We start from the raw sequence: 12,164 nt of genomic DNA, 5'->3' as shown, positions 1-12,164 counted from the left end.
CCAAGCACATTGTGCAATGTATTAAAAAAATTATACTTTTTATTCTATTAATGATACACGTAATGTGTTTACCATTCCTTTGTCTGTAATTGGCATGGCAGCTAAGTTGATTAACATGTCATTTTTCTTTACAAATCCTTTTGATTTGGCTATTCTGTTTACATCTTCTACAGTATCATCAGTACTTACAAATTTGTCATAGAAAAATGCTTTTACGCCCCAAAGTAGGTTTAATTGTGAAAGTATTCTTGTGTTTGATGTAAATACTAAGATATGCGAATCTGGTCGCCAAGCCGAAATTTGAAAAGCTGTATATCCACTATTTGTCAGTGTACAAATGGCTTTTGCTTTGATTTCATTTGCCATGTTTGAAGCGTGATAACATACTGATTTTGTAATGTATCGCTTGGTACGAATGTGTGGCGGCTCTTGTGGTACATCAATTAATGGCGAATCTTCAACACTTTTAATGATTTTTGTCATTTGCTGAATTACCTGTACTGGATATTTACCAACCGATGTTTCACCTGATAACATTACCGCATCAGCTCCATCCATTACTGAGTTTGCCACATCATTTACCTCAGCTCTTGTTGGCGTAAGGCTTGTAATCATAGTTTCCATCATTTGTGTAGCAATGATTACTGGAATTCTCGCTTTTTTAGCACGAAGTACTAATTGCTTTTGAATTAATGGAACTTCTTGTGCTGGCACTTCTACTCCTAAATCGCCACGTGCAACCATTAAACCATCACAATACGCTACAATTTTATCAATGTTAGCAACTGCTTCTGGTTTTTCAATTTTGGCAATGATTGGAATTTTGTGTTCAGAATGTTCGTTTATAATTGCTTGCAAGTCTATTAAATCTTGACTGTGACGTACAAATGAAAGCGCTAACCAATCTACTTCTTGTCCGATGGCAAAAATGGCATCTTTCACGTCTTTTTCTGTCAAAGCTGGCAATGAAATGTCTGTATTTGGAAGGTTGACTCCTTTTTTAGATTTTAAAGGTCCACCTTGAATAACTTTCGTTGTTACTTCTTGTTTTCCGTCACTTTTTACGACTTCAAACATTAATTTTCCATCGTCAAGTAAGATACGTTCACCAGCTTTTACATCTCTTGGGAAGTTTTCGTAATTCATGTACACCTTTTTTGATGTTCCTTTGAATTCTTTCCCTGTACAGAATGCAATTTCGTCTCCTGGTTCTACAATTACGTCTTCCGACATGACTCCAACTCTTAGTTTTGGGCCTTGCAAATCGGCTAATATTGACGTGTTGTATCCATATTCTTTGCTTAATTCGCGAATCATTGTGATACGTTCTTTTACGTCATCATAATTGGCATGCGAAAAGTTGATGCGAAATACATCTACTCCTTGCTCAATCATTTTTTTAAGGATTTCCTTAGAACTTGTTGCGGGTCCTAATGTAGCTACTATTTTCGTCTTTTTTCTTTTTGGCATTACTCAAAAATTAAATTGTTTTTAGATTTTAGTTGGTTTGCATCTAAAATATATGCGGTAATTACTTCTGCAATGGCATTTATTTTAGATACTATGATTTTCGGGGATTTTAAATGACTTTCGCTAGATATTTTAACAAAATAATCTACTTTTTTTCGTTCAGGAATTAAGTATTTGGATACTGTTCTTTTTCCTTGTTGTTCTGAAAATAAAGATCCTGCACTTGCAATTCGTTCTACTTCTTTTTTGCTTGTATTCGCTACCAAATTCCAGGTTACAAAATTTTCATCGTCATCCCATTCATAAATTGAAAAGGAAGCTTCCAAATAATTATAATCCAAATCTTCCTTTTTTCTTGCTAATTTTAGATTGAGATTGTTGTTTAGTAAATACGCCAATCGGTAATCTTCTGCTGAACAATGAATTGCTATCAACGTATAGGTATCTTCTTCAAAATCATCCTCAAAGAGTTTATGAATTGCCATAAATCTTACAATTAACAAATGTAAATATAGAACTTAATGCGTATATAAAGGTTAATTTTTGGTATTGTTTCTAAAGATTTCGCAACGAAAACGTTATCGTTTATCAATTCTTTTTTTGAAATCGCAAAATCACCGCGTTGTAATTTCGAAATTTTGAATGAACGTGAAAAATAAGATAGAAATTTTAAGTGGAAATTTGTTTTTGAAAAGCAAAATAGGCTCTTTTTGATGCTTTTTCTTCTGCTTTCTTTTTGGAAGTAGCGCGTGCTTTACCAACGACACGATTGTCAATAAAAAGTTTGACCGCAAAGTGTTTTAATTCGTCATTTCCTGTGTCTTCATATACATCGTATTTGAAGTTCTTTTTTTCTTTTTGACACCATTCAATCAACAAACTTTTGTAGCTGATTACTTTTCCTTCTAAGCGTTCAATGTCAACATACGGAGAAATGACACGAAGGTGAATAAATTTTTCGCAGTATTTGTATCCTTTGTCAAGAAAAATAGCACCAACTAGTGCTTCAAATAAGTTTCCATGAATATTTTCACCAAAGTTATCTTTGGGAATACGAGAACGCACCAAATCGATCAATTTTAAATCGCGTCCTAATTCATTTAAGTGCTCGCGACTCACAATTTTGGAGCGCATTTTTGTCAAGTAGCCTTCATTTCCAGAAGGAACTTCTACAAAAAGGTATGAAGATATAACGCTGCTTAACATTGCATCGCCTAAAAACTCTAGTCGTTCGTAATTTACAGAATTCCCTTTCGAGTCTTTCTGATTCATCGAACGATGCGTAAAAGCTTTCTTATAAATCTTCTTTCTTTTGGTTTTAAATCCGAGAATATCTTCAAGTTCAACAAAAAAGTCCCCATCTTCATACGATCGGGAATTTAATATTTTGCGAACAAAATTCATCTGCTAGTCTAATTTTTTAAATAATACACAAGCGTTGTGTCCTCCAAAACCAAACGTGTTACTCATGGCAACTTTTACATTTCGTTTTTGAGGTTCATTTAATGTTAAATTGAGATTCGGATCAATATTTTCATCTACCGTAGAATGGTTTATTGTTGGCGGCACAATTCCGTGCTCAATTGCCATAATAGACGCAATGGCTTCAATAGCGCCAGCGGCTCCCAATAAATGCCCGGTCATGGACTTGGTAGAATTGATATTTATGTTTTTAGCATGATCGCCAAATACTTCGGTAATTGCTTTTAATTCTGCAACATCTCCTAATGGAGTAGATGTACCGTGTGTATTGATGTGATCAACTTCTTCTGGTTGCATTCCTGCATTTTCTAGGCAGTTTTTCATTACTGCCACAACTCCAATTCCTTCTGGATGTGGAGCAGTCATATGATATGCATCTGATGACAATCCGCCACCAATAACTTCAGCATATATTTTAGCGCCTCTAGCTTTTGCATGTTCATATTCTTCAAGAATAATAGCACCTGCACCTTCACCTAATACAAATCCATCACGAGTTGCATCAAATGGTCTAGAAGCTTTTTGTGGATCATCGTTTCGTGTTGACATGGCATGCATGGCGTTAAATCCACCCATTCCAGCAATGGTAACAGCAGCTTCACTTCCACCAGTTACAATTACATCACAATGTCCTAATCTAATATAGTTTAAAGCATCAATCATCGCATTGGCTGATGATGCACAAGCAGATACCGTAGTATAATTTGGTCCCATAAATCCATGTTTAATAGAAATATTTCCGGGCGCAATATCTGCGATCATTTTTGGAATAAAGAAAGGGTTGAATTTTGGAGTTCCATCACCATTGGCATAGTTGATCATTTCTTCTTGAAATGTTTCTAAACCACCGATTCCTGCGCCCCAAATAACACCAACTCTTAGTTTATTAATACTGTCCATATCAAGTTTCGCGTCTACAATAGCTTCATCGGAAGCTACTACAGCATATTGCGAAAACTTGTCCATTCTTCTCGCTTCTTTTCTATGGATAAAATCTGTGACTTCAAAATTTTTGATTTCACAGGCGAATTTTGTTTTAAACTTTTCAGGATCAAAATGTGTTACTGGCGCAGCTCCACTTTTTCCAGCAAGAAGCGCATTCCAATATTCATCTAACGTGTTTCCGATAGGAGTCAATGCTCCTAAACCTGTAACTACAACTCGCTTTAATTCCATCTTTGATAAGTTCGTTTAAAAAATTAAGAAGAAATTTCTTTTAACAAAACATTAGAATGCATGATATGCATTCTAATGTCATTTTTAAATATAGAAAATTTATTCTTTTCTTACTTTTTTGCTTCTTCAATGTAAGAGATCGCTTGACCTACAGTAGCAATATTTTCTGCTTGATCATCTGGAATTTGGATATCGAATTCTTTTTCGAATTCCATAATCAATTCAACAGTGTCCAATGAATCTGCTCCTAAGTCGTTTGTGAAGCTTCCTTCTGGAACTACTTCGTTCTCATCCACACCTAATTTGTCTACGATAATCGCTTTTACTCTTGATGCAATGTCTGACATAATCTTATAGTTTTTAAAATTTAATTGTTGGCAAAAATAAAAAACTTTAATTTAAAACAACATTTTGTTTGAAAAATGTGATCTAATTTACTAAAATTTTAAAATAAGTAATTTGCTTTTGCTTTCATTTTGTTAATAATTATTCTTTTTTTTGTCGAAACAACAGTCACTAAAATCACACTCTTTTTATGAAGCGTATCGCTATTTTTGCTTCAGGTTCCGGAACTAATGCTGAAAATATTATTCGATATTTTCAAGAGCAAAATAATGCTTCCGTTGTTCAAATTCTGACTAACAATCAGCATGCCAAAGTTTTAGATCGTGCTAAAAAACTGAAAATCAGTGCTTTTAGCTTTAATAAAACTGCTTTATATGACAGTGACGATGTCCTAAACTTGCTCCAAAACGCCCAAATTGACCTCATTGTACTCGCAGGCTTCCTCTGGAAATTTCCCATTCACATCCTAGCTGCCTTCCCCAATAAGGTGATTAATATTCATCCTGCTTTGCTTCCAAATTATGGAGGAAAAGGCATGTATGGGTCTCATGTGCATACTGCTGTGATTGCAAATAAAGAAAAAGAAAGCGGTATAACCATACATTTTGTCAATGAAAATTACGATGAAGGTGCTATTATTTTCCAAGCAAAGACAATTATAACCAAAAATGACACTCCAGAAACGCTTGCTGAAAAGATTCATAATCTTGAATATAAGCACTTTCCTGAGGTTATTGAGCAGGTACTTTTAAACTCCTAATTATGGCAGACGTACATATTTACACAGACGGTTCTTCTAGAGGAAATCCAGGACCAGGTGGTTACGGAATTGTGATGGAATGGGTTGGGAAACCATATCGGAAAGAATTTTCGGAAGGCTATCGAAAAACGACAAACAATCGTATGGAATTGTTGGCAGTAATTGTCGCTTTAGAAAAACTAAAGTACATGCATACAGATGTTAAAGTTTTTACCGATTCGAAGTATGTGGTAGATTCTGTAGAAAAAAAATGGGTTTTTGGCTGGGAGAAAAAAGGATTTTCTGGAAAAAAAAATAGCGACTTATGGATGCGCTTTTTAAAAATTTACAGAAGACATATTGTCCGTTTCCAATGGATTAAAGGTCATAATAACCATCAACAAAACGAACGCTGCGATTTTTTAGCGGTAGAAGCTTCCAAAAAAGAAAAGGTAAAAATTGATTCTTTTCACGAAAACGAGAGTCGTAAATTGCTGTAAATAGTTTATTTAAGATCATATTCGTATTTTTGCATGTCTGTATTCCTCAAAATCAAATATGAAAATCTACATTGCTATTTTTAGTTTATTCGTTGTTGCGCCACTTTTTGCTCAAAAAAGCTGGAAACTCAAGAAAAATAAAGATGATATTAAGATTTATGTAAAATCTACAAATTCCAGTAGTTTAAAGGTGCTTAAAGCCGAAATGACTGTAAAAAGCTCTTTGGAGGCTGTTTTAGATGTTATTTTAGATGGAGATGAGCTCCAAGACTGGAATTACAAAGCACTCGATAGTAAACTACTTAGAAAAGCCTCAGAAGACGATTATTTAATTTGGTTAGCACTTGATCTTCCTTGGCCAGTTCGCAACAGAGATGTTGTTATTGCGCTAAAAGTACGTCGAATTACAGATGGCGTTGTAAAAATTGATATTTCTTCTGCTTCTGATCGATTTGCAATACAAGACGATTATTACCGTATTACTACATTTGAAGGTTATTGGTTGCTAGAGCAGCAAGGCAATACGGTACACATTACACATCAAATATTTGGTGATCCTGGCGGAAGTATTCCAAATTGGATTATAAATAGTACCATTACTAGAGCGCCTTTTTACAACTTTAAAGCACTGAAGAAATTGGTAGAATAGTTGATTTTCGGGTTACTTTCCATCAAAAAAATCACAAAAAATAGATCTATACGCACAAGCTATTTTTCTTGGGAAAATTTTATGTAAGTTTGCAAAAAATTTTAATTCAAGAAATGAGCAAATTATTAATTGTAGGAACGGTTGCTTTTGATGCTATTGAAACGCCATTTGGAAAAACAGATAAAATTTTAGGTGGCGCGGCTACATATATTGGATTATCTGCTTCAAACTTTAATGTAGATTCAGCAATTGTATCGGTTGTCGGAGAAGATTTTCCGCAAGAACACTTAGATATGTTAGCTGCTAGAAATATAGATATTTCAGGAATAGAAATCGTTGAAGGTGGAAAAACATTCTTTTGGAGTGGAAAATATCACAATGATATGAATTCTAGAGATACCTTAGTTACTGAACTAAATGTATTGGCAGATTTTAATCCTGTAGTTCCTGAAAACTATAAAGATTCTGAAATTGTAATGTTAGGAAACTTACATCCTGGCGTACAAATGAGTGTGATAAATCAAATGACGGAGAAACCAAAGCTTATTGTACTAGATACAATGAACTTTTGGATGGATTGTGCTTGGGACGATTTATTAGCAGTGATCAAAAAAGTAGATGTAATTACAATTAATGATGAAGAAGCTCGTCAATTATCTGGCGAATACTCTTTAGTGAAAGCTGCACAAAAGATTCATAAAATGGGTCCAGAATATGTAGTAATTAAAAAAGGAGAACACGGCGCATTAATTTTTAATGATGGAAACATCTTTTTTGCACCCGCATTGCCTTTAGAAGAAGTATTTGATCCAACAGGAGCTGGAGATACGTTTGCAGGAGGATTTTCCGGATATATCGCAAAGCATGAAGACATTTCGTTTGAAAGCATGAAAAATGCTATTATTTACGGTTCTAACTTAGCTTCGTTCTGTGTAGAGAAGTTTGGAACACAGCGAATGGAATCGCTCACGAAAGAAGAAATAATAGAACGACTGAAGCAGTTTAAACAACTGACGCAGTTTGAAATAGAAGTAAACTAAAAAAAAGCGCTCAGTTACGAGCGCTTTTTTTTGTCACAATACGTAAAACAACACAACAAACTACAACAATGAGTGACGCTTTGAAACACGAGTGCGGAATTGCACTTTTGAGGCTTTTAAAACCATTAGATTACTATAAGAAAAAATATGGTACTGCATTTTATGGAATCAATAAAATGTATTTGCTAATGGAAAAACAACACAACAGAGGACAAGATGGTGCCGGACTGGCAAGCATTAAACTCGACATGAATCCTGGTGAACGTTATATTAGCAGAGTTCGTTCTAAAGAACAACAACCGATACAAGATATTTTTGCGCAAGTAAACGATCGCATCAATACAATTTTGGAAGAAAAGCCAGCACTGAATAACGATGTAGCACGTCAAAAAAAGGAATTGCCGTATGTGGGCGAATTATTCTTAGGACACGTACGTTACGGAACTTTTGGTAAAAATAGTATTGAAAGTGTGCATCCGTTTTTAAGACAAAATAACTGGATGCATCGTAACCTGATTGTTGCCGGAAATTTTAACATGACCAATGTAAACGATCTTTTTGAAAATTTAATTGAACTTGGACAACATCCAAAAGAAAAAACGGATACAGTGACAATCATGGAAAAGATTGGTCATTTTTTAGATGATGCCGTTGCCAAGTTATACAAAAAACTAAAGGATGAAGGTTATAATAAGCAAGAAGCTTCGCCATTAATTGCAGAACGATTAAATATTGCTAAAATTTTAAAAAGATCTGCTAAAAATTGGGATGGTGGTTACGCTATGGCTGGATTGTTAGGTCATGGAGATTCTTTTGTATTAAGAGATCCTGCCGGAATTAGACCTGCATATTATTACAAAGATGATGAAATTGTTGTCGTTGCTTCAGAACGTCCTGTGATTCAAACCGTATTCAATGTAGATTTTGACGATGTACAAGAAATTGATCCAGGAAATGCATTAATCATCAAAAAAGATGGAAGTGTTCAAAGTAAAGAAATTTTGCCACCATTAGAACGCAAAGCTTGTTCGTTTGAACGTATTTATTTTTCTCGCGGAAGCGACGCTGAAATTTATCAAGAACGTAAAAATCTTGGAAAGTTATTGCTTCCTAAAGTATTAAAAGCAATTGATGACGATATTAGAAATACGGTATTTTCATTTATTCCTAATACAGCCGAAACTTCTTTCTTCGGACTTACAGAAGCTGTAGAAGAATACTTAAACGAACGTAAAACGAACGAGATTTTAAATGGTCGACGTTCCTTATCGGAAGAAAAAGTACGTGAAATTTTATCGGAAAGACCACGTGTAGAAAAAATTGCCATCAAAGATGTAAAACTCCGAACGTTTATTACGGAAGATAGCAGTCGTGACGATTTGGTAGCGCATGTATATGATGTAACCTACGGCGTAATACAACCAGAAGATAATTTGGTTATTATTGATGATAGTATTGTGCGTGGAACGACATTAAAAAAGAGTATTATTAAAATGATGGATCGTTTGCATCCAAAGAAAATCGTAGTTGTGTCTTCTGCACCACAAATTCGCTATCCAGATTGTTATGGTATCGATATGGCGCGTATGGAAGACCTAATCGCTTTTAGAGCCGCTTTGGAGCTATTAAAAGATAGCAACCAATACGATTTGGTAGAAGAAGTGTACCAAAAGTGTAAACTACAAGAAAATTTAAAAGATATTGATGTTAAAAACTTTGTAAAGGAAATTTACGATCCTTTTACAGATGAAGAAATATCAGAAAAAATAAGTGAACTTATCAAAACCGATACAGTAAACGCAGAAGTAACTGTAATTTTCCAAAAAGTAGCCAATTTAAATAAAGCATGCCCAAACAATTTAGGCGATTGGTATTTTACAGGGAATTATCCTACCGATGGAGGAAATCGAGTAGTAAACAAAGCATTTATTAATTTTTATGAAGGCAACAAAGAACGTGCTTATTAAGCTTTTGTAATTCAATAAAAAAGAGATTTTTTAAGTAAGAAATTTTCTGACAGCATTATTGAAACCTTAAATAAAAGTTAAAATATACACTTTGTCTAAAATAAAGGCATTTGATCTGATTTATTAGTGCTGTTTAAACCAGTCTACTTACATTAGCAATGCCATAGCATAAGTAGGTTAAGTTCATGGTAAGATTTGGGGCAAAAAAAGGTGGTTTATTCCACCTTTTTTTATGCGCAATAGTGAAATGAGATCGCTTTCGCTTATAGATATTAGATCGCTGCGCTTTTAGACTTGTTTTTCGCTAAAGCGAAAATCTCTTAGATTATTAGATTGCTGCGCAATTAGATCGGATTTGCCGTTAGAAACTAAATCATATTCAGCTTAACTCAGTTTTCTACTTTACACTTTGTCATTCTTCAATGAATACAGAATCTTCAATGAAAAAATAAAGTTTCAAACTTTACACAAATACTATTAGAACACATCTTGATTCCTGACTCCAAAAATCTTGGCTCTTTTTCAGATTGCTTCACAATTAGATCAAATTCGCCGTTAAAAACTCACTCAAATCCTAGTACAATATTATAAGAAACTAAATCAAGTTCTGCTTAACACAGTTTTCTACTATACACTTTGTCATTCCACAAGTGATGCAAAATCCACTTTGAAAAAATAAAGTTTCAAACCATACAAAAATAGCATTTGAAAACATCCTGATTCCTGACTCTAAAAATCTTGGCTCTTTAAAATAAAAAACAAAAAAAGACGAACATTGCTGTTCGCCTTTATCTATATTTTAAAAAGAATATTTCTTCTTATTTACTCTCTGCATAACGTCTTTCAACTTCATTCCAGTTAACTACATTAAAAAATGCTTTGATATAATCTGGACGTCTGTTTTGATAGTTTAAATAATATGCGTGTTCCCATACATCTAACCCTAAAATTGGTGTTCCTCCACAAGTTACACCTGGCATTAACGGATTGTCTTGGTTTGGTGTAGAACATACTTCTACTTTTCCTCCTTTATGTACACAAAGCCAAGCCCAACCAGATCCAAATTGCGTAGCTGCTGCTTTGCTAAATGCTTCCATGAATGCTTCTTTAGAACCAAATTCAGCTTCAATAGCATCTTTTAATTCTCCTGAAAGATATCCTTTACCTTCCGGATTCATTACTTCCCAAAAAAGACTGTGATTGTAAAATCCGCCTCCATTGTTACGAACTCCTGCATTACTCATGTCTAAGTTCGTTAATATATCTTCAATTGATTTTCCTTCTAAATCAGTTCCTTCAATTGCAGCGTTTAATTTATTTGTATATCCGTTGTGATGTTTTGAATGGTGGATTTCCATCGTTCTTGCATCAATATTTGGTTCTAGGGCATCGTATGCATAAGGTAATTTCGGTAATTCAAAAGCCATTATGATTGTTTTATTTAGTTAAACATTAATTCTTATACCTACAAAAATACTCATATATGTGGACATAATAAAACGGACAAAAGAGATTCTGCAAATGTTCATATAAAGTTAATCTATTCTGAAAGAACTATTCCAACAGTTTTTACGTTTAAAATTCTGACATTAAAAATAATTATAGCATTGCTATTTTTAATATACTTACGTTTAAGATTATAAAAATATTACAAATTAAAGCATCTAGTTTTAAAATACTTTTTGTTTATTTAGCCTAGGGTAACAAATTAACCTATTGATACTCTTATTAATAAATGTTTAACCACAAAATTTTTAAATCATGAAAAAAAAGAATTTAATTAAGAAATTACAATTGAAAAAAATTCAAGTTTCCAATTTAGGAAAAAATCAAGTAATCGGTGGCCGTCGATCACGATTTTTCTGTGAGCCAATCGACTTGTCAATCGCGGAAACGTGTATTGATGGTTGCGACCTTACGGTAACTTGTACAAATTACACCGATTGTAACGATTATACTTTTGCAAACTGCTCTGTAAATAACTGCGGAACTGGCGGTGGTGATACAGGCGGAACTGGTGGCGGTGGAGGAAACTCTGGAGGAATCTCTTGTCCAGGATACCAATGTTAAAACTATTTATTACTATTAATTAAAATAAAATCCAGCTTTGTAATGAAGCTGGATTTTTTTGTTTGATTGCGACTCTATATTTTAAACTATCTTTGTCATAAGCTTAAAAAATCTTCTGTGTCTACACCTTTTATCATTTACAACGCTTCCGCGGGATCGGGAAAAACGTACACGCTCGTTAAAGACTATTTGCGCATACTACTCAACACCAATCATAAAGAGGCTTACAAGCAAATTTTGGCGGTTACGTTTACCAATAAGGCTGTTGCCGAAATGAAAGCACGTATTATTGAAAACTTAAATGTGTTTGCTTTTGATGAAACGGCTAAAAATTCATCCATGTTTGTAGAATTGGCAAACGATTTAAAACTGCATCCTGCGCAATTGCAGCAAAAAGCCAAAGAAGTCCTAAAAAGTATTTTACACAATTATGCTTTTTTTGAAGTAGCTACGATTGATAAATTCACGCATAGCGTCATAAGAACATTTGCGTATGACTTAAAGCTTCCGCTGAATTTTGAAGTAGAACTCGACACAGATGCTTTACTAAATGAAGCGGTAGACCAATTGATTTCAAAAGCGGGTGAAGACAAACTCATTTCGGATGTTTTAATAGCGTACGCGCTCGAAAAAGCAGACGACGATAAAAGCTGGGACATTTCGCTCAACTTGTACGAAACGGCAAAATTACTCAAAGATGAAAATGAACTTTCACATTTGCGAAAG

The 12,164-nt window shown here is 34.1% G+C and carries 13 protein-coding genes; 7 read left to right on the top strand and 6 right to left on the bottom strand.

Annotated features, from left to right (window positions below):
* Positions 1-39 precede the first annotated feature (39 nt).
* From pyk to AB8B65_RS14950, 5 genes are all read right to left on the bottom strand, one after another.
* Positions 40-1,470 carry a pyruvate kinase gene (gene pyk, locus AB8B65_RS14970; RefSeq protein ID WP_405302071.1) on the bottom strand — a complete coding sequence of 477 codons (1,431 nt, stop codon included), beginning with the start codon at positions 1,468-1,470 and terminating at the stop codon, positions 40-42.
* Entirely contained in the window at positions 1,470-1,955 is a 486-nt protein-coding gene (locus AB8B65_RS14965) for an IPExxxVDY family protein (protein WP_405302070.1), read from the bottom strand. The genes pyk and AB8B65_RS14965 overlap by 1 nt, the downstream gene beginning before the upstream one ends.
* Positions 1,956-2,139: 184 nt before the next feature.
* On the bottom strand, positions 2,140-2,874 hold the full coding sequence (rnc, locus tag AB8B65_RS14960; protein ID WP_405302069.1) for a ribonuclease III: 735 nt from the start codon (positions 2,872-2,874) through the stop codon (positions 2,140-2,142).
* A 3-nt stretch (positions 2,875-2,877) separates the two neighbouring features.
* Positions 2,878-4,128, bottom strand: coding sequence for a beta-ketoacyl-ACP synthase II (gene fabF, locus AB8B65_RS14955; protein WP_405302068.1), 1,251 nt, complete (start codon positions 4,126-4,128; stop codon positions 2,878-2,880).
* Positions 4,129-4,238: 110 nt separating this feature from the next.
* The gene (locus tag AB8B65_RS14950; RefSeq protein WP_114901751.1) at positions 4,239-4,475 is read right to left on the bottom strand and encodes an acyl carrier protein; all 237 of its coding nucleotides are present in this window, start codon (positions 4,473-4,475) and stop codon (positions 4,239-4,241) included.
* Positions 4,476-4,663: 188 nt separating this feature from the next.
* On the opposite strand from AB8B65_RS14950, the gene AB8B65_RS14945 reads away from it, so the two are divergent.
* From AB8B65_RS14945 to AB8B65_RS14925, 5 genes are all read left to right on the top strand, one after another.
* Entirely contained in the window at positions 4,664-5,233 is a 570-nt protein-coding gene (locus AB8B65_RS14945; protein WP_405302067.1) for a phosphoribosylglycinamide formyltransferase, read from the top strand.
* A 2-nt stretch (positions 5,234-5,235) separates the two neighbouring features.
* Positions 5,236-5,712 carry a ribonuclease HI gene (gene rnhA / locus AB8B65_RS14940; RefSeq protein WP_405302066.1) on the top strand — a complete coding sequence of 159 codons (477 nt, stop codon included), beginning with the start codon at positions 5,236-5,238 and terminating at the stop codon, positions 5,710-5,712.
* 58 nt (positions 5,713-5,770) lie between these two features.
* A complete protein-coding gene (locus tag AB8B65_RS14935; protein ID WP_405302065.1) occupies positions 5,771-6,361 on the top strand; it encodes an START domain-containing protein in 591 nt (196 codons plus the stop codon).
* Between the two features lie 113 nt (positions 6,362-6,474).
* On the top strand, positions 6,475-7,401 hold the full coding sequence (locus AB8B65_RS14930) for a PfkB family carbohydrate kinase (protein WP_405302064.1): 927 nt from the start codon (positions 6,475-6,477) through the stop codon (positions 7,399-7,401).
* Between the two features lie 68 nt (positions 7,402-7,469).
* The gene (locus tag AB8B65_RS14925; RefSeq protein ID WP_405302063.1) at positions 7,470-9,368 is read left to right on the top strand and encodes a class II glutamine amidotransferase; all 1,899 of its coding nucleotides are present in this window, start codon (positions 7,470-7,472) and stop codon (positions 9,366-9,368) included.
* Positions 9,369-10,186: 818 nt separating this feature from the next.
* Here the strand turns inward: AB8B65_RS14925 and AB8B65_RS14920 are convergent.
* Positions 10,187-10,795, bottom strand: coding sequence for a superoxide dismutase (locus AB8B65_RS14920; RefSeq protein WP_405302062.1), 609 nt, complete (start codon positions 10,793-10,795; stop codon positions 10,187-10,189).
* A 334-nt stretch (positions 10,796-11,129) separates the two neighbouring features.
* Here AB8B65_RS14920 and AB8B65_RS14915 point away from each other — a divergent pair, with 334 nt between their 5' ends.
* Both AB8B65_RS14915 and AB8B65_RS14910 read left to right on the top strand, forming a co-directional pair.
* Positions 11,130-11,438, top strand: coding sequence for a hypothetical protein (locus AB8B65_RS14915; protein ID WP_405302061.1), 309 nt, complete (start codon positions 11,130-11,132; stop codon positions 11,436-11,438).
* Positions 11,439-11,555: 117 nt separating this feature from the next.
* The coding region (locus AB8B65_RS14910) for a UvrD-helicase domain-containing protein (RefSeq protein ID WP_405302060.1) at positions 11,556-12,164 on the top strand (609 nt) is incomplete at its 3' end.

Source organism: Kordia sp. (assembly GCF_045105435.1).
Classification (GTDB): Bacteria; Bacteroidota; Bacteroidia; order Flavobacteriales; family Flavobacteriaceae; genus Kordia.
This window is presented reverse-complemented; position numbering and strand designations above follow the sequence as displayed.

What these genes read in the sequence shown, in the direction of transcription:
- pyk (WP_405302071.1), bottom strand. Translation starts at nt 1,470, where the DNA reads ATGCCAAAAAGAAAAAAGACGAAAATAGTAGCTACATTAGGACCCGCA.
- AB8B65_RS14965 (WP_405302070.1), bottom strand. Translation starts at nt 1,955, where the DNA reads ATGGCAATTCATAAACTCTTTGAGGATGATTTTGAAGAAGATACCTAT.
- rnc (WP_405302069.1), bottom strand. Translation starts at nt 2,874, where the DNA reads ATGAATTTTGTTCGCAAAATATTAAATTCCCGATCGTATGAAGATGGG.
- fabF (WP_405302068.1), bottom strand. Translation starts at nt 4,128, where the DNA reads ATGGAATTAAAGCGAGTTGTAGTTACAGGTTTAGGAGCATTGACTCCT.
- AB8B65_RS14950 (WP_114901751.1), bottom strand. Translation starts at nt 4,475, where the DNA reads ATGTCAGACATTGCATCAAGAGTAAAAGCGATTATCGTAGACAAATTA.
- AB8B65_RS14945 (WP_405302067.1), top strand. Translation starts at nt 4,664, where the DNA reads ATGAAGCGTATCGCTATTTTTGCTTCAGGTTCCGGAACTAATGCTGAA.
- rnhA (WP_405302066.1), top strand. Translation starts at nt 5,236, where the DNA reads ATGGCAGACGTACATATTTACACAGACGGTTCTTCTAGAGGAAATCCA.
- AB8B65_RS14935 (WP_405302065.1), top strand. Translation starts at nt 5,771, where the DNA reads ATGAAAATCTACATTGCTATTTTTAGTTTATTCGTTGTTGCGCCACTT.
- AB8B65_RS14930 (WP_405302064.1), top strand. Translation starts at nt 6,475, where the DNA reads ATGAGCAAATTATTAATTGTAGGAACGGTTGCTTTTGATGCTATTGAA.
- AB8B65_RS14925 (WP_405302063.1), top strand. Translation starts at nt 7,470, where the DNA reads ATGAGTGACGCTTTGAAACACGAGTGCGGAATTGCACTTTTGAGGCTT.
- AB8B65_RS14920 (WP_405302062.1), bottom strand. Translation starts at nt 10,795, where the DNA reads ATGGCTTTTGAATTACCGAAATTACCTTATGCATACGATGCCCTAGAA.
- AB8B65_RS14915 (WP_405302061.1), top strand. Translation starts at nt 11,130, where the DNA reads ATGAAAAAAAAGAATTTAATTAAGAAATTACAATTGAAAAAAATTCAA.